A 23,130-nucleotide genomic window follows, 5' to 3' on the forward strand; every position below is an offset into this window, starting at 1 on the left:
AACTCAACGCTCAATGCGGCCAACCCCACACCCCACCTAGCCTCCCCTCCTGAAAGGGGAGGGATAAAACCAAAAGCTGCCCCCCTAAAAATCTTCCGCATCAACATCATACCCTGACGGTTCCCAGCGAATTGCCGTCAACACGATAAGACCTGCCAGCGGCGCTAAGGCGATCACCCAGAAGACGCCGGTGCCGAGGGCGGCGGCTAATACTGGGAACAGGAACAGCGAAACTGTCGAGCTGCCGCGCATTAGCGTTTGGTTGAAGCCTACGCCCATGCCGCGCAGCGAGGTTGGGTAGCTCAGCGAGGCGAAGGTCATGGTGTGGGAACCGGGGCCGAAACCTTGGCCGAACAAGAACAGTGCCAGCATGCCGATGGAAATCGCGGCTTCTGCGCCGTCGGTTGGGCGGCCGATGGTGGCGAGGACGATTAAGGCAACTAGCTGACAGGCGTATCCGGCGACGGTCATTTTCCATGCACCGAACTTCGACACGTAACGTACCGCAATCAGCCCGCCGACGAAGGCGAACAGTAAGTTAAGTGCCAGCGACACCAAAATAGTGCTGATCATCGACTGGGCCAAAAACGTCGATAGGATCACCGGCAGGCCGAAGGCCACGGCGTTATAGGCGAAGGATGAGGCCACGGCGGTCACCGTCGCCAGCACGGTGCGGCGCAGATACACCCCTTGCAGCAGCGTGCCGTAGTTGCGCCACGCGGCTTTGCGCACTTTCACCGCCGGTTTCAGGTCGGCGTCTTCTGCGACCACGGCATTAATGTTGTATGACTTACGCAAAATCGCGGCGGCACCTTGCAGGTCGCCCTGATTGGCGGCCCACACTGGCGATTCATTCATATAACGATGGCGGATAGCAATGATAAGCAGGGCCGGAACCGCGCCGAAGCCGAGGATCAAACGCCACAGCCAGTCGGTGTGGGTGGCGGGCAATACTGCGTAAAGCAGCAGCACCAGCAGATAGGAGATACTGATGGCGGCGTACCACGTCGGGCACCACATCGCCACGCGCGAGGCTTTATTGCCGCGCCCGGAAAGCTTGGAGAACTCGGCCAAAAAGGCCATCGCCACCGGCAAATCAATGCCGACCCCAAGTCCCATCACAAAGCGTGACCCGCCCAATACCCACTCGTTTGGCGCGAAAGCACAGGCCAGCGCGGCAAAAACGAAGAAGAACATGTCGGCCATAAATACTCGGTAACGGCCAATTTTGTCGGTGAGATAGCCGCCGAACAGCGCGCCGATGATGGCTCCGAAAGTGATTGCCGAAGCGACCATGCCTGTGCCCGACGGAGTCAGGCTGAATTCGCGGGTGATGTCTTTGATACCGAAGGCCAGCGCGCCGAGGTCATAGGCGTCGAGGAAAACGCCGCCGAGCGCGATAGCAATCACGATGCGTGCGTCGCTGAGTTTAGCGGCACCGCGGTTAACGAGCTGGGTGATATCAGCGGCGGAGCGGATTAACACCGGCGCGTCGCTAGAGGATGAACTGACTGAACCTGCATTCCCTGAACCGGCGGGAGCCGCCGCAAATGAATCTGACATAATTATTTTTACGCTTTTAGACAAAAAATCAGCATAGAAGGGGCGTGACCTTAGTCACAACTGATTTTTATTCATGAAGTAAATGAAATAGTTATAACTTAAAACATTTTCATCTGAGGGGAGAGGCGCGTTGGCTAGGTCAGCCCTGTTACTTTAGGCGCTGAGTGGCAAAGCTTTTCACAAATAAGCATTTTACTCAAAAATCTAGCCTTGGTGTGATGACCCGCCATTTTGTCCGCATTGGCAAAATTGGACTATTCTTGATCACACGGCGTGTGTATACGCATTAATGTTGTTGGTGATATCAAAGCCTTAACATAAAAGTAACCCGATAAGAGGAAATAAGATGGCTTTCATGACAGGACGTGGGCGAGTGCGGGCAATAGCGGCGGCAGCGACGCTGGCAATGGTTTCTACTTTTAGTCTTTCTGCGCAAGCCGCAGACAGCGTGCGCGTCGGTTCGAAAATCGATACCGAAGGTTCCCTGCTGGGCAACCTGATTGTGCAGGTGTTGGAAGCCAACGGCATCAAAACCACCAATAAGCTGCAACTAGGGACTACCAAAGTGGTGCGCGGCGCGATAACCGCCGGAGAGATTGATATCTATCCTGAATACACCGGCAACGGCGCGTTCTTCTTCTCTGATGAGAAAGATCCGGCGTGGAAAGATGCAAAAGCGGGTTTCGAGAAAGTGAAAAAGCTCGATTATGACCAGAATAAAATCGTCTGGCTGGATGCTTCTCCGGCTAACAACACCTGGACTATCGCGGTGCGCAAAGACATCGCCAGCGCGCATAACCTAAAAACCCTTGAAGACTTGGGCAAGTGGATTGATACCGGCGGCGACTTCAAGCTGGCGGCTTCCGCTGAGTTTATCGAGCGCCCGGACGCCTTACCGGCGTTTGAAAATGCTTACAACTTCAAGCTGAAGCAGGACCAACTGCTCTCGCTGGCGGGCGGCGATACTGCAGTGACCATCAAAGCGGCGGCAGAGAAAACCTCTGGCGTGAACGCGGCGATGGCTTACGGCACCGACGGTCCGGTAGCGGCTTTGGGTTTGGTTACTCTGGCAGACCCGAAAGGGGTGCAACCGATTTACGCTCCGGCACCGATCATTCGTGAATCCGTGCTGAAGGCGCATCCAAACATTCCAGAACTGTTGAAGCCGGTCTTCGCCTCTCTCGACGGCCCGACCCTGCAGAAGCTGAATGCCAAAATCGCCGTTGACGGTCAAGATGCCAAAAAAGTGGCAGCGAAATACCTGCAAGATAAAGGTTTCGTCAAAAAATGATCCCTGCCGTATCGGTGAGGAGATAACGCAAGCCCGCCCGGTTCGCCGCGCGGGCTGAACTTTTTAGATTTAGGTGACTTTTTTGACCCGGGACTTCGTTAAAAATCGCGTTTTACTGACGCTGGTTATTCTGATTATTGCCGCCGGAAGCGGTCTGGCCTTTTTGAGCCATGCCCCGAACCGACTGGTGTCTGGCGAAGGTATCTCCCTCGCCAGCCTGCTCGACGGGCGCAGCCTGTGGCTGCTGCTGCCAGTGGTGCTCCTGCTGCTGCTCTCATTCCTTACTCCTTCGCGCCGCAACATGATTGTGGTGATGCTGTTAGCTGAAATCCTGCTGTTTGGCCTGACGGCTTTAACCGGGCATGCCGCAATCGGATTGACCGGTGGGGATGAAGATAGCGTGGCGCGTACCTCGCTCGGCGGGGCGTTCTGGGCCAGCGCGGCGCTCTCGCTGCTCATCGCCTCCGACGCCATTTCACGCATCACCAAGAACCCGACGTGGCGCATTTTGCTCAACGTGCAGGTGGTTATTCCGGTGATTGCGCTGATTGTTACTGGTCAGTTGAGCGAGCTGTCGCTGCTCAAGGAGTACGACAACCGCTCCGACGTGTTCAACGACGCGCTGTGGCAGCATCTCGGCATTCTGTTTGGCACGCTGGTTCCGGCGATTTTGCTCGGCCTGCCGCTGGGCATTATTTGCCATCGCTCGGCTCGCTGGCAGACGCCAATCCTCTCGGTGCTCAATATCATTCAAACCGTGCCTTCGATTGCGCTGTTTGGCCTGCTGCTGGCGCCGCTTGCCGGGCTGGCGAAGGCACTGCCTTGGCTGGCAGAGCACGGCATTAGCGGCATCGGGCTGGCTCCGGCGATCATCGCGCTGGTGCTCTATTCCCTGTTGCCGCTGGTGCGCAGCGTGATTGCCGGGTTGGATTCGGTCTCTTCGGGCGTGATTGAATCTGCGCGCGGCATGGGGATGAACCGGCTACAGGTGTTTTACAAAGTACAAATTCCTATCGCGCTGCCGGTGATCCTGACCGGCATTCGCATCGTCGCGGTGCAAACCGTCGGCATGGCGGTGGTGGCCGCGCTGATTGGCGCAGGCGGCTTCGGCGCCATTATGTTCCAAGGACTGCTGAGCAGCGCGTTGGACCTAGTGCTGCTCGGGGTGATCCCGGTGGTCCTGATGGCGGTCATCGTCGATGGCATCTTTAAATTTTTAGTCTCAATGTTGGAAACCTCACGCAGATGATTCATTTCAATCAGGTAAGCAAACACTTCGCCGGAAAAGCGGTGGTTCGGGATCTGACGCTGGAGATGTCCAAAGGTGAGTTTACGGTGCTGATTGGCACCTCCGGCTCGGGCAAATCCACTACGCTGAAGATGATTAACCGTCTGGTGGAGCACGATCAGGGGCAGATCACCTTTGCCGGTGAGCCTATCAGCCAGTTCCGCGCGCAGGATTTGCGCCGCCGCATGGGCTACGCCATCCAGTCGATTGGCCTGTTCCCGCACTGGACGGTGGAGGAGAACATCGCCACCGTGCCGCAACTGCTGAAATGGCCGAAGGCCAAAATTCGCGACCGCGTGACCGAGCTGATGGAGCTGCTGCATCTCGACCCAAACCAGTTCCGTCATCGCTATCCGCATCAGCTTTCTGGCGGCCAGCAGCAGCGCGTGGGCGTGGCTCGCGCATTGGCGTCTGACCCCGAAGTGCTGTTAATGGACGAACCTTTTGGCGCGCTGGACCCTGTCACTCGCGCCACCTTGCAGCAAGAAGTCGCGCGAATTCATCAGCTTACTAATCGCACCATTGTGCTGGTGACGCATGATATTGATGAAGCGCTGAGTCTGGCGGACCGCATTGTGTTGCTCAACGAAGGGCAGGTGATCCAGCAGGGCACGCCGCTGGAAATGCTGACCAAGCCCGCCACGCCGTTTGTGCGTGACTTCTTCGGGCGCAGCGACATGGGCATCAAACTGCTCTCTTTGGGGCTGGTGGGCGAGCGCACCCGTCGCGGCGAAACCTTGCCGACAACCCTTGAGCCAATTGCCGCTTCCATGACGCTGCGCGAAGCGCTGTCGGTGTTTGTGGCGCGCCACGTCGAGCAACTGCCGGTAATTGATGACGCCGGCCAGCCGCTGGGGGTGCTGCACTTTGGCGACTTGGTGGCCGAAAGGAGTGAAGCATGACCTTGCGTTGGCTGAAAGATCCGCTGCCGTGGGTGATCCTGCTGCTGGTCGCGCTGGTGTTTGGCATGACCTCGCTCGGCGGATTATTTCACTGGATGTTTCCTGCGCTAGACCGCCCGGTGTATCTGCAAGAGAGCTTTGCCTCGCTGGTGCGTGCGCACCTGCTGCTGGTGGGTATCTCTAGCCTGATTGCCGTGGTGATTGGCGTGGCGGCGGGGATTGGCGTTACGCGCCACGCGGGCAAGGAGTTCCGCTCGCTGGTGGAGACCATAGTGGCGATGGGGCAGACTTTCCCGCCGGTTGCGGTGTTAGCCGTGGCGGTGCCGGTGATGGGATTTAGCGAGAAACCGGCGATTATCGCGCTGGTGCTGTATGGCCTGCTGCCGATTCTGCAAGGTACGATTGCCGGGATTGAGTCGGTTCCGGCCTCGGCGCGGGAAATCGCGCAGGGCGTCGGCATGAGCCGCTGGCAAATTCTGCGCAAGGTGGAGATCCCTCTGGCCGCGCCGGTGATTGTCTCCGGCATTCGCACCTCGGTGATCATCAACATTGGCACGGCAGCCATTGCCTCAAGCGTCGGCACGCAGAGTCTGGGTTCACCGATTGTCATCGGCCTGAGCGGTTTTAACACGGCTTATGTGCTGCAGGGGGCGATCATTGTCGCTTTGCTGGCGATTATCGTGGATATGGCTTTCGAGCGCTGGAGCCGTCGCCTGCAACGCTGGCAGGTTACTCCGCCGCAGGAATAACGCGGCAGTAAAGCAAGTGGGGAGTCTTGAATCGAAACGCGTCTTAGGACGCGTTTTGTGCAGCTGGCGCTGGAACAACTGAAGGAGCGGAGCTGGTATCTGGCGCTTTATCTTCCTGAATCACTACCGCGTAACCTGCCACCATCACGCCGCCGATTGCGCCAATGGCCATCAGGCCGAACAGGGCGATAAGACATTTTTTGCCGAACGTATTCATTTGCGAACCTCTTAAATAATTGTCGGGAATTATAAGTCGTTTGCCCCCACCTGCAACAGTCTATTGATGCGCTTGTTACCTCGCGGAGAGGTTTTAGGCGCAAACCGCGCGCCAAATAAACTTTTTCGTAACATCTGGACGTAATAGCACATATTTACTTGCCGCTCTGCCGAGCAATAGCGTTAACTGTTCGCCTTCTAACTAATTCTAAAAAAGTACCTACCATGACCCGAACCGCCTTCCGTTCCCTGCTGCCTTTAATCGGTGCTCTTTTCGCGTTGTATTTTATCTGGGGCTCGACCTATTTCGTGATCCGCATCGGGGTGGAAAGCTGGCCACCGATGATGATGGCCGGTCTGCGCTTTTTCATCGCAGGCTGCGTGATGTTTACCTTTCTGCTGCTGCGCGGCTATAAGTTCCCGACGCTGAAGCAGTGGCTGTCGGCGGGAGCCATCGGCATCCTGCTGCTGGCGGTGGGCAATGGTCTGGTGACCGTCGCCGAACATATGGATGTCCCCTCCGGCATTGCTGCCGTGATGGTCGCCACGGTGCCGCTTTTTACCTTATGTTTCAGTCGCCTGTGGGGTATGCCGAACAGCCGTCTGGAGTGGACCGGCGTCGCCATCGGCCTGTTTGGCATTGTGTTGTTGAATACCGGCAGCAGCCTTGGCGGTAACCCGTGGGGCGCGGTACTGATTTTGATTGCCTCCATCAGCTGGGCTTTTGGCTCGGTATGGAGTTCACGCCTGACCCTGCCAACCGGCCTGATGGCAGGAGCCGCCGAGATGATTGTCGCGGGCGTCGTGCTGCTGGCCGCCAGTTATTTGAGTGGTGAAAAGCTCGCCGCCACGCCGTCCCTGAGTGGTTTTCTGGCCCTCGGCTACCTGATGGTTTTCGGCTCGATGATCGCCATTAGCGCCTATATGTTCCTGCTAAAAACCGTCCGCCCAGCCATCGCCACCAGCTACGCCTATGTCAACCCAATCGTCGCCGTGCTGATAGGCATAAGCTTCGGCGGCGAATGGTTATCCCCAGTAGAGTGGGTCGCGCTGGTAGTGATTTTATGCGCGGTGCTGTTGGTGACGCTTGGGAAGTTTGTATTTGGGAGGAAACCGGCGGTGATTCAGGAGGTTAAGAGTAACCTTTGAGTCTTTAAATCTTCAAATTCAAATTCAAAACCGTGGGCGTCGGCCCACACCGACCAAGGGAGGCGTAAACGCGCCTCCCTTGGAACCCTGCGTTTTTGCTGTTGGAAGATCGAGGCTTCGCAGGGTTGGAATGGACGTGTTTCAGCGGCCACGGTGCTCGTCGCGAAGTGCCGCCGCTTAGGCGGTTCCCTCAGTTCGGGCTTCGAGCCATAGGTCTCGAACCACTCCCTCGGCGTCACTTCTGAACGCGACTTACTGGCATTTACTTCGAGCCGTTTCATTCACAAAAAATCTGAAAATTACTGAAAAGGTACGGTTGAGATGTCTCAAAACCGCAGTCAAAAATGGCGCTGAGCAAGAGGTTCAAGACCAAAGGCTTGAATCCCGCAGCGAAGGCACCGCCTAAGCGGCGACATTTTGCGGTGGATAACGAAAGCCCCTGAAACACGTCCTCCCAACGAGTGATAGCGCGCAGTAAAGAGCCGGGGATTCTCAAGGGGCGCGGCGATAGGCGCCCCTTGAGGCCGGTGTGGCGGCAGCGCACGGTTTTGACCTTGACCTTAAAGATGCAATTGAAAAGAAAGCGCACATGAGTCGCTCAACTCATTATTTCTTCTCAAAGAACAATGTCACCTTCGCCACTTCAACCCCAAACTTCTTCAATGAAGTCACATTAAACAAATGCTTATCATCCTGCTGGAAGATCCAATCGTCGAAGGTCAGGCGATAAGTGCTTCCGCTGGCTTTCACGTCCATGACGTATTTCCAGTTGAAGGCGTTGCCTGCCGCGTGGCCGGTGGCGGTGCCGATGATATCGCCTGCCGTGCCGCTGTAGCTGCCGTCGGCCAGTTTGTGGATGTGCCAGACGCGGGTCTGCTTCTCGCCGTCGTCATAGACGAAATCTTCATGCAGGGTCAGGGTTGGACCGACCACGTCGCCGCGAATCTTCACCGAAAAGCGCCGAGTCTGCTTGTTGGTGTAGTCCTGCACCATCCCGTAAGCCACGCTGTCGCCCTGAAAATAGCTAAAAATGTCCAGCTTGGGCTGGGCCTGCTGGTAATCCTTGATGTCGGCGCTGCACCCGGCGAGAAAAATCAGGGTGAGTAGCATCAACCCCTTCAAAGCGTTGCTTAATCTGAGCATGATAAATCCTCAAGGTTATGGCGAGGTGCCGCCAATCAGGTCTTTGCGTAGGTCGGGATATTGCGTGGCAGGGGAGAGCCAAATGGCGAGAAAGGCGTCGCGGAAGTCTGCGCTGAAATGCTCACCTAGAGGCTCGGTCAACACGCTATGGGGTGCGCGATAGTAAAACTGGCCGCCGTCGTCATCCGCCAGAAAGGTGATTTGGCTGCCTTCACTGACGTCCGGCCAGACTTTTGCCACCTGTTCAGACCAGCCGTTGAGCTGCGCTTTGGGCAATAATCCCAGCTTCTCCCACTGTTCATCCGTCGCTTTTACTAACTCTTCGCGACTTATGCTGCGCAGGTATTCAATGCTCAGCGCCTGCGGCCAGTGCGCCGCCTGATAGTGACCCTCCGGCGTGCGCAGCTGCGAGTGGTAAACGTCAAACGGCCCCCACGTCAGGGTGGCGTGGCCCACCTCTGGCCATGAACTCCATGTAGGCGTGGCCTGCGCGGAGAAAGCAATAAACGACAGTAAACAGGCAAAAATCAGCTTCATGAGTGACCCTTTGGGAGACTTTTGCTCCTTCTCCTCTCAGAGGAGAAGGCTGGGATAAGGAGTGGTTTGAGGCGTGCTCAATGCAGCCAACCCCAGGGATAAAATCAAAACCCACAGCAAAAAGATAATTACCGCCTTTCAACCGTCATCTGCACTGTACTGATCGTTCTAGCCCTGAACCCTGCCTCGCAGTAGCAGAGATAAAACAGCCACAGGCGGCGGAAACGGTCGTCGCTGTCGGCGGTGGTTTGGCCATTCCAATAATTGACCACCCGCTCGCGCCATTCGTGGAGGGTGCGGGCGTAGTCGGAGCCGATGTCGAACAGGTCGCGGACCACGAGGCCGGTGTGGCGCGTCATGGTTTCGCTCATGGCGGTGATAGACGGAAGGAAGCCGCCGGGGAACACGTAGCGCTGGATAAAATCGACGTTGCGGCTGTAATACTTATAGCGCTGGTCGGCGATGGTGATGGCCTGCAACGCCATGCGGCCCTGAGGTTTTAGCAGCTCGTTACAGCGCTTGAAGAAGGTCGGCAGGTAGCGTTTGCCGACGGCTTCGATCATCTCGATGGAAACCAGTTTGTCGTATTGTCCGCGCAGGGCGCGGTAGTCCTCGAACAGCACGGTGACGCGGTCGCTCAGCCCGGCTTGCTCGATGCGTTTCACTGCAAAATCAAACTGTTCGCGGGAAATAGTGGTGGTGGTCACCCGACAGCCGTACTCGCGGGCGGCGAATTCAGCCATCGCCCCCCAGCCGGTGCCGATTTCCAATAAATGGTCTTCGGGACGCAGTTGCAACTGCTCGCACAGGCGGCGCATTTTGGCCTGCTGCGCCTGTTCCAGTGTCATTTGTGGGTCTTGATACCACGCCGACGAGTAGAGCATTTGGCTATCAAGGAAGCCCTGATAGAACTCATTGCCCAAGTCGTAATGCGCCGAAATGTTCTTGCGCGCCTGCTTGCGGCTGTTGCTGCGCAGCAGGTGGATCAGCCCGTTGACCGGCGTGCTTAACCAGCTCAGGCGCGCTTCGATTTTATCCACCAGACCCAGATTCTCAGCCAGCAGCTGCAAGACGGCGGTCAGGTTGGGCGTCGTCCAGTCGCCGTCGATAAAGCTTTCACCCGCCGCGATGCTGCCGCCCAGCAACACGCGGCCATAGGCGCGCAGGTGCTGAACTTCAATCACCCCTTGCAAAGGCGCGTGCTGGTCGCCAAAGAACAGCGTCTGGCCGCCCGGCTCCTGAATGGTCAGGCCCGCGCCGCGTAGCTGCTTGAGTACGCTGAGGATCAAACCCCGAGCCGCTCTACTACGACGACTGTCTGCGCCCTCGCGGGCAAGCTGCACATCTGGGTGGCTCATGGGTCAGTCCTTATCAGCAGGAGGGTGAGCATAAATAGGGGCGCGTTTTAGCCACAGTTTCAGGGCCTGCCAATAAATGGTGACGGCGGTTTTCATCGTCATCAGCGGCAGCTGCCAGAGCTGTTTACGCAGAGTGTGTCGGGTCAGCGGCTGCGCCCTGAGAGTCAGGGTGGCGTCGAATTCCCTTGTTTTGCGATGGTTCTCGATATGCACCAGCAACTGCTTGCCCGGCGGGGTCAGCCGCCAGTGGTACACCATGTCCATCGGGTTAAAAGGCGAAACGTGAAAGGCTTTTTCCACCGGCTGGCTGCCATCGGGCAGCACCGCGTAGGTGTGGCGCTCGTTCCACGGCGTGTTGCGTACTTCGGCCAGCAGCCAGCGCAGCTCGCCCAGATGGTCATACAGGTAGTAAAAGTTGACCGGGTTGAAGTACAGGCCGAAGTAGCGCAGCTGGCAGAGCAGCATCACGCGGCCCGTCAGGCGTTCGCCGGTCAGCTCGGCAATGCGTTCCTGGGCTTTGGTTTTGATATCGCCGCCGCCCAGATAGTCGCTGCGTTTGAAGGTTGCGGAGGAGAACTTCTCCAGCCGAATCCCAACCTGATGCAGCTGCTCCAGCTCATCGAGATCGATAAGCGGCATAAAGATCCCGTAGTTAAACGCGTGATCGACCGGCGTAAACCGGCGATGGCGCACGTTGCCAACATACAGGGTGCTGTTCATGATGCGGCCCGTTCGGCGCGGGGTTGCAGCAGCACAGGGTGATTTTTCAGCAGCTCATCCACCACATCTTTGGCGCTGTTGACGCCATCTTCATGGAAGCCGTTGTACCAATACGCGCCGCAGAACCAAGTGCGATGGTGGCCGTTAATCCAGCCGCGTTGCAGCTGGGCGCAGTGGCTGGCGAGGTTCAGCACCGGGTGCATGTAGTGGGCGCGGAACAGGATTTTGCTTTCCTCGACCGGCGTCGTCGGATTGAGCGACACGCAGAAGACGTGCGGCGCCACCAGCCCTTGCAGAATGTTCATGTTGTAGGTGACGCTGGCACGGCGGGCCATGGCGTTCGGGCTTTCGACCGGCAATTGATAATTCCAGCTAGCCCAAGCGCGTTGCTGTTTCGGCAGATAGCGGCGGTCATTGTGCAAAATCACTTCATTCGACTGGTAAGGCAGCGCGCCAAGAATGTCTTTTTCATCCTCGGTGGCGTTCTCTCCCAGCAGGCGCAGGGCTTGGTCGGCGTGACAGGCGAAAATCACCTGATCAAAGTGCTCGGTCCCGCGCGAGGTGTGCAACGTCACGCCCGCCGCGTGGCGCACCACGCTGTGAACCGGCGTGGAGGTCAGCAACTCGACATTGGCCGGGATTTTCTGCTGCATGCGGCGGATATATTCCCGCGAGCCGCCCGGCACCACCATCCACTGCGGACGGTTGGTAACATCCAACAGGCCGTGGTTTTCGAAGAAGCGCAGGAACAGCGACAGCGGAAATTTGGACATATCGTCCAGCGACGATGACCAGATAGCCGCACCCATCGGCAGAATGTAGTGCAGGGCAAAAAAGTCGGAAAACTGGTTTTGATCCAGCAAATCGCCGAGGGTGACTTCGTCATTCGCCGGGTTATGCAGGCGCATTTTGCACAGTTTGTTGAAGCGCAGAATTTCACGCAAGAAGCGCCAGAACTTAGGCTTAAACAGATTGCGCCGCTGGGCAAACAGGGTGTTGAGGGTGTGGCCGTTGTACTCCAGCCCGCTCACCGGATTATGCACCGAAAAGCTCATTTCGGTCGGCTGGCCCTGAATGCCGAGTTCGTGCAGCAGCGCGATAAAGTTCGGGTAGGTGCGGGTGTTGTAAACGATAAAACCGGTGTCGATGGCGTAGTCGCGCCCGTCGAGCGAGACATCGACCGTGGCGGTGTGCCCGCCCAGCGTGTCGGCGGCTTCAAACAGGGTGATATCACAATTTTGCGACTGCTTGGACAGCATCCACGCGCAGCTAAGCCCGGAAATTCCGCTGCCGATAATGGCGACTTTCATAGGTTTCTACCTCACCAGTCGTTGAGTCAGGCGCTTTTGCAGCGCCAGTGGCAGCAATGCGATGGTTTTGAGCAGCAGGGAGAGGCGAGGAGGGAAGGCGATTTCACTCGCACCTTTCGCCAGACCTTTGCGGATATAGGCCGAAGCCTGCTCGACGCTGATCATCATCGGCATCGGGAAATCATTGCGATCGGTGAGTGGCGTCTTGACGAAGCCCGGCAAGACAGTGGAAACATGAATGTTGCGCGGCCCCAAATCTAACGCCAGCGAGCGGGCGAAGTAAGCCAGTGCGGCTTTCGACGCGCCATAGGCTTCGGCGCGAGGCAGCGGCACCAGTGAGGCGGTTGAGCCGACCAGCGCCACGCGGCTGCCCGCCGCCATGCCCGGCAAAATAGCGTCAAGGCAGTTAACCGGGCCGATCAGGTTTGTGTTAATCACCCGCGTCACGCTTTCGGCATCCACCACGCCGTTGTCGAGATATTCACAGGTCCCGGCATTCAGAATCACTAAATCGGCCTGCACCCACGCCATGGCCTGACGAGTGAGCGCCAGATCGGTCATATCAAAACTCAGGGTTTCGATGTTGCTGTGCAAGCGCGTCAGGGCTTCCAGCTTTTGCAGGTCGCGCCCGCAGGCCGTGACTTTCCAGCCGTCGGCGGCATAGTCCAGCGCGAGCTGCTTGCCAATGCCTGAGCTGGCACCGGTTATCAGAACATGATTCATGCTTTTAACCTCGCCTTCAGCGCCTTAACGGCTCGCCCCAGAAGTGGCACATGCTCATAAAGCATGGCCCCCAAATCGTAATAATCTCGCTGGTAAATCACCTGACCTTCGGCCAGTTTTAGATGGCTAATGCCATCCAGATAGAGCGTCTCACCCTTTTTTAACGAAGGGTGAGAGTAGGCCATGCGCCACACCAGCGTGGCTTCATCACCACTGATCAAGGTTTGCTGAATATCGAAACGGCAGTCGTTAACGCTTTTAAGCAATTGGCGAAAGTAGCCCTCAAGGGCGGCAATGCCGTCGTGCTGGCCCACCGGGTCAATAAATACCACCTGCGGGTGGTAGATTTGTGCCAGTTGGGGCAGCGAGCTTTGGTCGAGCTGACGATAAACTTCCGCCAACTGCGCGAGCGTTTTCTGTACCGATTCAGACTCAGTGACCTTGAGTGTCATGGGGTTCTTCTGCCTCGTTCAATAGCACGCTGCTGCCGAGAAGTTGCACCGGGATCCCCTGTGCATGCCACTGCGCCAGCTTATTTTTCTGCACGCGCGTCAGGCGGCCTTCTGACCACATTAAAATCTGATGCACGTTCAGGTTTTCTAGATAAGGCTCATCCACCGGCTGCGGCAGCAGGTCAATCTGCACGCCTTCTTCGCTACGAATAATGGCTTCGAGCCACAGTTCGGTGCTGTCCATTTCGCCCCAGCCCATCAGCAATACGCGCACGCCGGGCTTTTTACGCGCGGCGTTCATGCACATCACGGCGTGTTCGATCAGCATGCCGTCGAGCAAATGGCGCAGCAGGTTGAGAGAAGGGCCGCCCGAGCCGAGACGGTTTCTCAGTGGGCGAATGACGTTATTGATGAACGCCATTGCCGGATATTCACGGCCAAGTTCGGCCAGCAGCTGACGCACCTTGTGCATGCTGCTCTCTTGCAGCGCGGTGAGCAGGCGCTGTTCCGAGTGCGACCAGCCGCTCGGCAGAGGCGCGACGCTGCCTTCGAGCAGAGCTCTGACTTGCCCGACCGGCACGCCGCGGTTAATCCACGACAAAATGGTGCGGATGGTGTCGATATCGTTGTCGTCGAACAACCGATGCCCACCTTCGCTGCGCTGAGGCTTAAGCAGCCCGTAGCGACGTTGCCACGCCCGCAGCGTGACAGGGTTGATACCGCAGATACGCGCCACTTCCCCTATGCTGTACAGAGACATAGATCCCTCCTGAATAATCGTACTTCTTATGTTTACTCTAGCTGTTATGGGGAAAGTTGTACAAGTTTATTGTTGTTGTACAAGTTGAGGGCTGCTGCCCACACAAAACCTTGCGTTGCCACGCAAACTGGCCCAGAAGGCGCGTAAGCGCGCGCCCTCTGGACTCCCGCGCTTTTTATCGCTGCGTGTTCGAGGCTTCGCAGGGTCGGAATGGACATGTTTCAGCAGCCGCAGTGTTTGTCGCGAAGTGCCGTCGCTTAGGCGATTCCCTCAGTTCGGGTTCGAGCCATAGGTCTCGAACCACTCCCTCGGCGCCACTTCTGAATGCGACTTACTGGCATTTATACCGAACCGTTTCAGGGGGAGTAAAAGCAAATATTGCTTAAATCCCATATATGGAATAAATTCTCTAAATTGAGAAGTTAAGGGGCGTGGCGATGGAAGATGAAAATCTAAATGATGATATGCGGCTGGCGGAGCGGTTGGCTTGGTTGCGGGTGAATCAGGGCTGGTCGTTGGAGGTGCTGGCGGCGCAAACGGGGATTAGCCGGGCGACGCTTTCGCGGATTGAGCGGGGGGAAACCAGCCCGACGGCGTCGCTGTTGGGCAAGCTGAGTGCGGCTTATGGCTTAACCACTTCTCGGCTATTAATGGCGCTGGAGGATAACCCGCCGGAGCTGATTCGCCACGGGCAGCAATCGGTGTGGCGCGACACGGCGACCGGGTTTGAGCGGCGTTCAGTGTCGCCACCGGCTCATGGCTATCGCGTTGAACTCATGACCGGCAAGCTACAGGCGGGAGCCACTATCTCCTATGACTCGCCGCCGGTGGCGGGCCTTGAGCAACATGTCTGGGTGCTGGAGGGCGTGCTGGAGCTGACTCTCGACCAGCGCCAGTTCAGGCTGGAGAAGGGGGACAGCATGCGATTCCTGCTGTTCGGTACCTCGGCTTTTCACGTTCCCGGCCCTGAAGATGCTCATTACCTGATTGCTATTTCCCGACCTTAACCTCCAAAACAATCATCAGTAGGAAGCCCGGTATGTCGAAAACTCATGAAGTTGCAGTCACGGAAGTGGTAGATGGCGCGTTAAGTGAAACGGACCTCGACCAATTGGCCGAAACCTTGAATTTGGCGGTAGAGCAGGGGGCTAGCATTGGCTTTGTCCCGCCGTTCGCGCATTCACAGGCTTTGGCGTTTTGGCAGAAGCTTATTCCAGCATTCACCAGCGGCGAACGTCGGCTGCTGGTGGCCCGGCTGAACGGCAAGATTGTCGGCACGGTACAGCTGGCAGTGAGCCAACCCGCTAATGGCGCACATCGCGCGGAAGTGAATAAGCTGATGGTACATCCAGCGGCCCGCCGTTTGGGTATTGCGCGTTCGCTGATGGTGGCGATTGAAGAAGTGGCACGCAGCGCCGGTAAGCAGCTGCTGGTGCTGGATACCATCGCCGAAGGAGCCGCCGAGGGGCTTTATCGCTCGCTAGGCTATGAGACTGCCGGGCAGATCCCACTGTATGCGATGTCAACGGAGGGGCAGCTTGAGCCGACCACGGTGATGTTTAAGGTGTTGGGAGAAAGGATTATCAAAGCGTAGAGAACAAGTCTTAAGCCCAAAAACAGAAACCCAATGGAATGGTTCGATTGAGAAGTCAGTAGGCCGCATTCAGAAGTGACGCCGAGCAAGAGGTGGAAAACCGCGTGGCTATTTACGCGGGTTGTAATCCCGCAGCGAGGGAACCGCCTAAGCGGCGGCATTTCGCGGCTGTAACAAGGGTGCCTGAAACACCTCCATCCCACCCCTGCGCAGCCTCGATCTCACAACAGAAAAAACGCAGGGTTCCAAGGGAGGCGCGTTTACGCCTCCCTTGGTCGGTGTGGGCCGACACCCACGACCTTAAGAAGTTATTTCCCGCTCCACGCCTTTAAGTTTGCATCACGCACTTTCAACTTCTGCTCTGGCGTCAGCTTGTTGTATTCCGCTGCCAAACCGCTTTCCCAGTCGCCGTACAGTGGGTTTGGCAACACGATGAACTGGGTGCCGAACTGCTTGTAGTTCTGGTTCACAAAGGCGCGACGCTGGGTGTTGTCTTTGTGATAAGTCGCCGCACCAAAGTCGTTCAGGTTGTCACCGGCGTAGATCACGATGTTATAACCTGCGGCTTTGATGGAGTCGAAACGCGCCTGTTTGTTCGAGGTGTCGCTGCTCAGTAACAGGGTTTTCTCATTCACACCGGTGAAGCCCAGACGGTTTAGGTTTTCCAGAGTGGCGGCGTATTCGCTGGTTTTGCGGTTCGACACATAGAACATGGTGCCGCCGTGGGAGTTAACGTAGTTGGCGAAATTAACCGCGCCCGGCACGGCGGTGGCCTGCTTGGCGGCGGTCCATTCAGACCAGGTTTTGCTGTCGAATGGCTTGTTGGCTTTAACCTGCCACGCGCTGTAGGCGCTGTTATCAATCATGGTTTCGTCGAGATCGACAACTACGGCTTTAGGCTTACCATCCAAAGGCTTAGCATTGTCAAAGGCGACGGTTGCTGCGTTGAAAGCCTGATAAGTCAGCGCCTGGTATTCACCAGACTGTTGGAACCAGTTGAGTGCCATCACCGATTGGTCGTTCAGCTTCTGTTGGTCTTGAGCAGCTTTTGGCGCACAGCCCGTCAGAGCCAGCATAACCAGCGCGCTGGTGGCGCACAGCGTCATCTTTTTCATTCACTATCACCTTTGATTTTTAGTATTAGTAAGAAAATCCTCCAAAACTGTAGCAGATTCATAGGATTAAGGAAGAGTGAAAAATCAGTTACGGGAGACAGGCAATAAAAAAGCCGGGGGATGAGCCCGGCGAAGTGTTCACAGAGAATTTATGACAATGAGGTCTTATTTGATGAAGGTTACTTCTTACTACCGGTTAGAACTGGTAAACCAGACCTAACGCAACAACATCGTCGTTGTTCAGTTTCAGTGTATTATTATCGTTCAGCTGGTTGATTTTATAATCAACAAAGGCTGACATGTTTTTGTTGAAGTAATAATAGGTCGCTACGTCGATATATTTAGCCAGGTCTGCATCGCCAATGCCTTCAATATCTTTAGCTTTGGTTTGTACATAACCCAGTGATGGACGCAGACCCCAATCGAATTGATATTGAGCAACAGTTTCGAAGGTCTGAGTTTTATTTGCGAAGCCGCTAACGGATGCAGGAGTACCTGCCAGGCTACCCGGCACGGAAATACCGTACAGGTTGCGAGTTTCAGCATAAATAGCTGCTAAATAAACGCTGTTATTGTCATATTTCAGACCACCAGTCCACGCGTCAGCTTTATCGCCTTTACCGTAACGAACGGCAGTTTGTGCAGAAGTACGGTCAGAAGAAGAGTAAGCACCACCGACGCTCACACCTGAATCACCGAAGGCGTAAGTAGTAGACAGCGCGTAACCGTCGCCGTTAGCCGTGTTCAGAGAGCGGCCGTCGTTTTCGTTCTTACCTTGGTACTGAACGGCGATGTTCAGACCATCAACCAAGCCGAAGAAGCCACGGTTACGGTAGGTTGCCACGCCGTTAGCACGGCCAGTCAGGAAGCGGTCTGCTTTGGTGTAACCGTCGCCACCGAACTCTGGGAACATATCCGTCCAAGCTTCGATGTCATACAGTGCGCCGTAGTTACGGCCGTAGTCGAATGAGCCGTATTGAGCGAATTTCAGACCTGCAAAGCCCAGACGGGTTTTAGTGTCTTGGGTGCCTTGAGCTTCTGAATGGTTTGCAGCAACTTGATATTCCCACTGGCCATAACCAGTCAGCATATCGTTAATTTGTGTCTGGCCTTTAAAACCGAAACGAACATAAGTCTGGTCGCCATCAACACCGGCATTATCAGAAATATAATGTTCGGCTTTAACTTTTCCGTACAGGTCCAGTTTGTTTCCGTCTTTATTATAAACTTCGGCTGCGTGTGCCCCGGATGCAATCAGTAAACCAGGAATTAATAATGCCAGAATCTTATGTTTCATTTTTTATACCCTGCTTTCCCATTATCTCTATTGATATAAAAAGAGACTAAAAGGTTTTTATTAAAGGACGCGAGTCATCTCATGTACTGTGCTTTCAATGTGTGCCTGAAATTTTCACAGCGAGGATTTTTTACCTTATGTTTGTGATCGATTTATGACAGAAAAAAATGAACTTTCTTTTTATTTTACAAATGCACCTAGATTTACATCTTCCGAAACAGGATTTGCAGGCTGATCCGCAGGCCGGTCTGTGGGACAATGGGTAGCAGAATTTCTCGATAACTCAATTTTATAAGGGTTGAATGGCGCTTTCCCCCGCAGTAAAAGACCAGATAAGTCAGTGGTACAAGGCCCTGCAACAACAAATTCCGGATTTTATCTCCCGAGCGCCACAGCGACAGATGATTGCTGAGGTTGCCAAGGCGTTTTCTGGCGGTTCTGCACGTCATTTGGCGATTGAAGCGCCAACCGGCGTGGGCAAAACCCTGTCCTATTTGATCCCCGGCATTGCCGTGAGTCGCGAGGAAGAGAAGCCGTTAATCGTCAGCACCGCTAATGTGGCGTTGCAGGATCAGATCTACAGCAAAGACCTGCCGTTGCTGAAAAAGATTATTCCTGACCTTAAATTCACCGGCGCGTTTGGCCGCAGGCGTTATGTCTGCCCGCGCAACTTGTCGATGATGAGCAATGAGAATGCGCAGGGCGATTTGGGGCTGTTTCTCGGCGACGAGCTGGCTCCTTCAAACAGCGAAGAGCAGAAGTTTTCCAAAACGCTGGAAACTGCGCTGGCGCGCTACCAGTGGGATGGCCTGCGTGACCACTATCAGCAGACCATTCAGGACTCTTTGTGGGAAAAAATCAGCACCGACAAGGCTAACTGCCTGAACCGCAACTGCCATTACTATAAAGAGTGCCCCTATTTTGTGGCGCGAAAAGAGATTGAAACCGCTGACGTGGTGGTGACCAACCACGCGTTGGTGATGGCCGCGCTGGAGTCCGACATGGTGCTGCCTCCGGCCAAAGATCTGCTGTTGGTGCTCGACGAGGGCCACCACTTGCCGGATGTCGCTCGCGACGCGCTGGAGGTCGATGCCAATATCTCGGCGGTGTGGAATCATCTGCAACTCGACAATTTTGTTCGCCAGATTGAGCAGTGCCTTGGGCTGTTTACCCCGAAAAATCCGCCGCCGCTGACCAACGCCGAGCGCCTGCACAACCACTGTGCCGAGATGCGCGAGCTGCTGCTGTCGATTGAGCAGCAGATAAGCCAATATTTGCCGCCCGACGCGCCGGAAGCCGAGCACCGTTTCGAGATGGGCGCGCTCTCTCCCGAGCTGACTGAGCAGTGTGCGCGGCTGTTCAAACTGACTGACGCGCTGCGCGGTTTGGCGGAATTTATGCTCAACGACCTGAGCGAAAAGACCGGCAAGCACGATATTGGCCGACTGCACCGGGCGATTTTGCACATGAGCCGCATGCTGGGTTATCTCGAAACCATGAGCAAACTCTGGCGGCTGGCGGCGATGGAAAAAGCCTCTAACGCGCCAATCAGCAAATGGGTGACGCGGGAGTTTTTCGACAACCAAAGCCATCTGATGCTGCACTGCGTGGGCATTCGCGTGAGCGAACAGCTGGAAAAGCTGCTGTGGCGCAAAGTGCCTCACGTAGTGATCACCTCCGCCACGCTGCGCTCGCTAAACAGCTTCTCCCGCCTGCAAGAGATGACCGGTTTGAATGAAAAAGCGGGCGATCGCTTCGTCAGTCTGGATTCGCCGTTTAACCATATCGAGCAGGGCAAGCTGGTTATTCCGCAGATGAAAAATGAGCCGATGATGGCCAACGAGGCGGCTCATTTGGAAGAGATGGCCGACTTCTTCCGCGCTGAGTTAGCCAAAGGTGAGCACAAAGGCCAACTGGTGTTGTTCGCCAGTAACCGAGCTTTGCAGCAGTTTGTCAGCCTGATGCCCGACCTGCGTCTCATGCTGCTGGTGCAGGGAGATCAGCCGCGCTACCGACTGGTGGAAGAGCACCGTCGGCGCGTCGAAGCGGGCACCACGAGCGTGCTGATTGGTCTGCAATCCTTTGCCGAAGGGTTGGATCTCAAAGGGGATCTGCTCACGCAGGTTCACATTCACAAGATTGCTTTCCCGCCCATCGACAGCCCGGTTATTTTGACCGAGGGCGAGTGGCTGAAAACCCTGAAACGCTATCCGTTTGAAGTGCAGAGCCTGCCGAGTGCGTCATTCAACCTGATTCAGCAAGTGGGGCGTTTGATCCGCAGCCACGAATGCCGGGGCGAAATCGTGATTTACGACCGTCGGCTGATCAGCAAAAACTACGGCTCAAGGCTGCTGGCGGCGCTGCCGATTTTCCCTATTGAGCAGCGAGAAATGCCCGCGCCCGGCTCGGTGAAGCGCCCGGACCTGTTAAAAAGCACCACTAAAGTGGTCAAACGCCGCCGCAAAACGCGCTAAATAAGCTGTATCAGCTTTTTTGCGCAAAACTGTCTCTTTACTGTTCTCTTAATCGTCGTTATCAATAGATTCATAACTGACGGTTAAGAGACTTCCTCAATGTATTTACCCGCTGCATTTAAACAACAAGACGTTCAGGCTCAGGCGGAGCTTATCCGCCAGTATCCCTTGGGGCTTTTGATTTCCAACGGATCTGAGGGTTTTGAAGCCAATCCGATCCCTTTTTTAGTTGATGTTGACGCCGACGGCCAACTGACGCTGCGCGCCCATCTTTCACGCGGCAATGCCCAGTGGAAGTCGCTGGCCGAAAACGGCAATTGCATGGTGGTGTTTCAGGGTGTTGAGGGCTACGTCTCGCCGTCTTGGTATCCTTCAAAACAGCAAAACGGCGGGAAAACGGTGCCGACTTGGAACTACGCCACGGTGCAGGTCAGCGGCGAAGCCAAGATTATCGACAGCCCCGACTGGTTATTAAGCTTACTCAAGGCCCTGACTACCCAGCATGAAGAGGGCCAGAGAGAGCCGTGGGCGGTGACCGATGCCCCAGAGAACTTCATCGCCGCGCAGTTGAAAGGCATTGTGGGCTTTGAACTGGTGGCGCGCAAAGTCGAGGGTAAATGGAAACTGAGCCAGAACCGCAGCGCCGAAGACGTCAACGGCGTGATTGATGGCTTGAAGGATCTGCAAGGCGACGCCAGCCCGCTGGCGCAGGCGATGGTCAACGCCAATTCGGATAAATGACCCGTGTTCGGCGTTTTCCCTGATTGCTGGCTGAGTTATGCTGGCCTTATTAGATTTTCATCACATGGCAGAACAATGGATTACACCAAACTGATTAAAGAAGTGGGACGTGGAAAGAACCACGCCTGTGACCTAGACCGCGAGCAGTCGCTGGCGCTCTATCGCGAGATGCTGGCGGGCGAAGTGCCTGATTTGCAGCTCGGCGGCCTGTTGATTGCTTTGCGCATCAAGGGCGAGTCGGAAGAGGAGATGCTGGGCTTTTATCAGGCGATGGAAGAGCAGGTGATGCAGCTGCAAGCTCCCGCCGATCGCCCGATGCCGATTGTGATCCCGACCTATAACGGCGCGCGCAAGCAGGCCAACCTGACGCCGTTGTTGGCGATGTTATTGAGTAAGCTGGGCTTCCCGGTGCTGGTTCACGGTGTTGATGAAGACCCAACCCGCATCACCAGCGCGGAGATTTTCCGCCAGCTCGGCGTTGAAGCCGCGCAAAGCCAGCAGCAGGCGCAGCAGCAGTTAGACGCAGGCCAGCAGCCGGTTTTCGTGCCAGTTTCCTTGCTCTGCCCGCCAATGGATAAGCAGTTAGCACTGCGCTGGCAGATGGGCGTGCGCAACAGCGCCCACACTCTAGCCAAGTTGATCACCCCTTTCGGCAAGCAGGACGTGCTGCGCCTGTCGAGCGTGTCACACCCTGAATATATTCAGAAAGTGTCGTCGTTTTTCCGCCAAGTGGAAGGGCGCGCACTGCTGTCGCAAGGCACCGAAGGCGAGGTGTACGCCAACCCGCAGCGCTGCCCGGCTATCTATCTTCTGGCCAACGGCGAGCAGCAAGTGCTGGCCGACAAACAGGAGTTCACCGACGTCGACCTGCCTGACAGTAAAGATGTCGCCACCACCGTGGCCTTCACCAACGCGTGTTTACGCGGCGAGCGGGCTATCCCGCAGGCGCTGATCAATCAAATCATCTGTTGTCTGGTAGGGGCGGGGGTGTCGCCGGATATGGCGGAAGCGCGGATGATTATTGAACAGGTGTTTTAGGTGGCTTTTGGGAAAAGCCTTTTAAAACTTTAAGGTTAAAACCTTGCGTTGCCACGCAAACTGGCCCAGAAGGCGCGTAAGCGCGCGCCCTCTGGACTCCCGCGCTTTTTATTGCTGTAAGATCGAGGCTGCGCAGGGTTGGAATGGACATGTTTCAGCAGCCACAGTGATCGTCGCGAAGTGCCGCCGCTTAGGCGATTCCCTCAGTTCGGGTCTCGAGCCTTTGGTCTCGAACCACTCCCTCGGCGTCACTTCTGAACGCGACCTACTGGCATTTACACCGAACCGTTTCAGTGGAGTGCTGTTCTGCTCCTCCCCCTGGAAAGGGGGGGCTGGGAGGGTGTATTGCAGAAAACTCATTGGCTTATGTGAGAAATACCCCACCCCAACCCTCCCCTAAATAGGGGAGGGAGCAAGACAAACCTCAACTGAAACGGCACGGCAGAGATGCCTCAAAACCGCAGTCAAAAATGGCGCTGAGCGAGAGGTTCGAGACCCAAGGCTCGAATCCCGTGGCGAAGGAACCGCCTAAGCGGCGACATTTTGCGGTGGAGAACAGGTGTACCTGAAACACGTCCGCCCAACCAGCGGAGCGCGCAGTGAAGAGCCGGGGAGTCTTGAGGGGCGCGGCGATAGGCGCCCCTCAAGGCCGGTGTGGCGGCAGCGCACGGTTTTGACCTTAAAGGCCAGTTTGCGTGGCAACGCAAGGT

Annotated in this window: 22 protein-coding genes; 10 read left to right on the forward strand and 12 right to left on the reverse strand. The window is 56.0% G+C overall.

All coding sequences use genetic code 11. The features are described from left to right. Nucleotides 1–84 precede the first annotated feature (84 nt). On the reverse strand, nucleotides 85–1,563 hold the full coding sequence (locus GEAM_RS04405) for an MFS transporter (protein WP_034788764.1): 1,479 nt from the start codon (nucleotides 1,561–1,563) through the stop codon (nucleotides 85–87). Between the two features lie 346 nt (nucleotides 1,564–1,909). On the opposite strand from GEAM_RS04405, the gene osmF reads away from it, so the two are divergent. The 4 genes from osmF to GEAM_RS04425 all read left to right on the forward strand — a co-directional run bounded on the left by osmF (nucleotide 1,910) and on the right by GEAM_RS04425 (nucleotide 5,793). Next, on the forward strand, nucleotides 1,910–2,854 hold the full coding sequence (gene osmF / locus GEAM_RS04410; RefSeq protein ID WP_034788768.1) for a glycine betaine ABC transporter substrate-binding protein OsmF: 945 nt from the start codon (nucleotides 1,910–1,912) through the stop codon (nucleotides 2,852–2,854). Between the two features lie 82 nt (nucleotides 2,855–2,936). Beyond that, entirely contained in the window at nucleotides 2,937–4,103 is a 1,167-nt protein-coding gene (locus GEAM_RS04415; RefSeq protein WP_034788771.1) for an ABC transporter permease, read from the forward strand. After that, nucleotides 4,100–5,044 (forward strand): ABC transporter ATP-binding protein, encoded by a 945-nt coding sequence (locus GEAM_RS04420; RefSeq protein ID WP_034788775.1) that lies wholly within the window; start codon nucleotides 4,100–4,102, stop codon nucleotides 5,042–5,044. Before GEAM_RS04415 ends, GEAM_RS04420 begins: the two co-directional genes overlap by 4 nt. Beyond that, nucleotides 5,041–5,793 carry an ABC transporter permease gene (locus GEAM_RS04425; RefSeq protein WP_034788780.1) on the forward strand — a complete coding sequence of 251 codons (753 nt, stop codon included), beginning with the start codon at nucleotides 5,041–5,043 and terminating at the stop codon, nucleotides 5,791–5,793. The genes GEAM_RS04420 and GEAM_RS04425 overlap by 4 nt, the downstream gene beginning before the upstream one ends. Before the next feature lie 43 nt (nucleotides 5,794–5,836). On the opposite strand, the gene GEAM_RS23555 is transcribed toward GEAM_RS04425, so the two are convergent. Next, nucleotides 5,837–6,010 carry a hypothetical protein gene (locus GEAM_RS23555; RefSeq protein ID WP_167333522.1) on the reverse strand — a complete coding sequence of 58 codons (174 nt, stop codon included), beginning with the start codon at nucleotides 6,008–6,010 and terminating at the stop codon, nucleotides 5,837–5,839. A 224-nt stretch (nucleotides 6,011–6,234) separates the two neighbouring features. Between GEAM_RS23555 and yedA the strand changes: the two genes are divergently transcribed. Further along, on the forward strand, nucleotides 6,235–7,158 hold the full coding sequence (gene yedA, locus GEAM_RS04430) for a drug/metabolite exporter YedA (RefSeq protein ID WP_034788783.1): 924 nt from the start codon (nucleotides 6,235–6,237) through the stop codon (nucleotides 7,156–7,158). A 606-nt stretch (nucleotides 7,159–7,764) separates the two neighbouring features. On the opposite strand, the gene GEAM_RS04435 is transcribed toward yedA, so the two are convergent. From GEAM_RS04435 to GEAM_RS04470, 8 genes are all read right to left on the reverse strand, one after another. Next, complete coding sequence (locus GEAM_RS04435) at nucleotides 7,765–8,301, reverse strand: DUF3833 domain-containing protein (RefSeq protein WP_034788784.1); 537 nt, start codon at nucleotides 8,299–8,301, stop codon at nucleotides 7,765–7,767. Between the two features lie 15 nt (nucleotides 8,302–8,316). Beyond that, entirely contained in the window at nucleotides 8,317–8,838 is a 522-nt protein-coding gene (locus GEAM_RS04440; protein ID WP_034788787.1) for a chalcone isomerase family protein, read from the reverse strand. 128 nt (nucleotides 8,839–8,966) lie between these two features. Then, nucleotides 8,967–10,196 (reverse strand): SAM-dependent methyltransferase, encoded by a 1,230-nt coding sequence (locus GEAM_RS04445; protein ID WP_034788789.1) that lies wholly within the window; start codon nucleotides 10,194–10,196, stop codon nucleotides 8,967–8,969. A gap of 3 nt (nucleotides 10,197–10,199) precedes the next feature. Continuing rightward, on the reverse strand, nucleotides 10,200–10,916 hold the full coding sequence (locus GEAM_RS04450; RefSeq protein WP_034788791.1) for a DUF1365 domain-containing protein: 717 nt from the start codon (nucleotides 10,914–10,916) through the stop codon (nucleotides 10,200–10,202). Beyond that, complete coding sequence (locus GEAM_RS04455) at nucleotides 10,913–12,226, reverse strand: NAD(P)/FAD-dependent oxidoreductase (RefSeq protein WP_034788793.1); 1,314 nt, start codon at nucleotides 12,224–12,226, stop codon at nucleotides 10,913–10,915. The genes GEAM_RS04450 and GEAM_RS04455 overlap by 4 nt, the downstream gene beginning before the upstream one ends. A 6-nt stretch (nucleotides 12,227–12,232) precedes the next feature. Next, a complete protein-coding gene (locus GEAM_RS04460) occupies nucleotides 12,233–12,949 on the reverse strand; it encodes an SDR family NAD(P)-dependent oxidoreductase (protein WP_034788795.1) in 717 nt (238 codons plus the stop codon). Then, a complete protein-coding gene (locus GEAM_RS04465) occupies nucleotides 12,946–13,401 on the reverse strand; it encodes a nuclear transport factor 2 family protein (protein WP_034788797.1) in 456 nt (151 codons plus the stop codon). The genes GEAM_RS04460 and GEAM_RS04465 overlap by 4 nt, the downstream gene beginning before the upstream one ends. After that, entirely contained in the window at nucleotides 13,382–14,161 is a 780-nt protein-coding gene (locus GEAM_RS04470; RefSeq protein ID WP_034788799.1) for a MerR family transcriptional regulator, read from the reverse strand. Before GEAM_RS04470 ends, GEAM_RS04465 begins: the two co-directional genes overlap by 20 nt. Before the next feature lie 437 nt (nucleotides 14,162–14,598). On the opposite strand from GEAM_RS04470, the gene GEAM_RS04475 reads away from it, so the two are divergent. Further along, nucleotides 14,599–15,168: a helix-turn-helix domain-containing protein gene (locus GEAM_RS04475; RefSeq protein ID WP_034788802.1), complete on the forward strand. Its 570-nt coding sequence runs from the start codon at nucleotides 14,599–14,601 to the stop codon at nucleotides 15,166–15,168. A gap of 32 nt (nucleotides 15,169–15,200) precedes the next feature. After that, complete coding sequence (locus GEAM_RS04480) at nucleotides 15,201–15,755, forward strand: GNAT family N-acetyltransferase (protein WP_034788805.1); 555 nt, start codon at nucleotides 15,201–15,203, stop codon at nucleotides 15,753–15,755. A gap of 308 nt (nucleotides 15,756–16,063) precedes the next feature. Here the strand turns inward: GEAM_RS04480 and GEAM_RS04485 are convergent, their stop codons facing one another. Continuing rightward, complete coding sequence (locus GEAM_RS04485; RefSeq protein ID WP_034788808.1) at nucleotides 16,064–16,870, reverse strand: 5'-nucleotidase, lipoprotein e(P4) family; 807 nt, start codon at nucleotides 16,868–16,870, stop codon at nucleotides 16,064–16,066. A gap of 196 nt (nucleotides 16,871–17,066) precedes the next feature. Then, the gene (gene ompC / locus GEAM_RS04490) at nucleotides 17,067–18,167 is read right to left on the reverse strand and encodes a porin OmpC (RefSeq protein ID WP_034788811.1); all 1,101 of its coding nucleotides are present in this window, start codon (nucleotides 18,165–18,167) and stop codon (nucleotides 17,067–17,069) included. 302 nt (nucleotides 18,168–18,469) lie between these two features. Between ompC and dinG the strand changes: the two genes are divergently transcribed. From dinG to ybiB, 3 genes are all read left to right on the forward strand, one after another. Then, nucleotides 18,470–20,641 carry an ATP-dependent DNA helicase DinG gene (dinG, locus tag GEAM_RS04495; RefSeq protein WP_034788814.1) on the forward strand — a complete coding sequence of 724 codons (2,172 nt, stop codon included), beginning with the start codon at nucleotides 18,470–18,472 and terminating at the stop codon, nucleotides 20,639–20,641. Between the two features lie 99 nt (nucleotides 20,642–20,740). Further along, the gene (locus GEAM_RS04500) at nucleotides 20,741–21,382 is read left to right on the forward strand and encodes an FMN-binding negative transcriptional regulator (RefSeq protein WP_034788817.1); all 642 of its coding nucleotides are present in this window, start codon (nucleotides 20,741–20,743) and stop codon (nucleotides 21,380–21,382) included. A 75-nt stretch (nucleotides 21,383–21,457) separates the two neighbouring features. Further along, entirely contained in the window at nucleotides 21,458–22,420 is a 963-nt protein-coding gene (ybiB, locus tag GEAM_RS04505) for a DNA-binding protein YbiB (RefSeq protein WP_034788820.1), read from the forward strand. Nucleotides 22,421–23,130: the final 710 nt, after the last annotated feature.

Source organism: Ewingella americana ATCC 33852 (assembly GCF_000735345.1).
GTDB lineage: Bacteria > Pseudomonadota > Gammaproteobacteria > Enterobacterales > Enterobacteriaceae > Ewingella > Ewingella americana.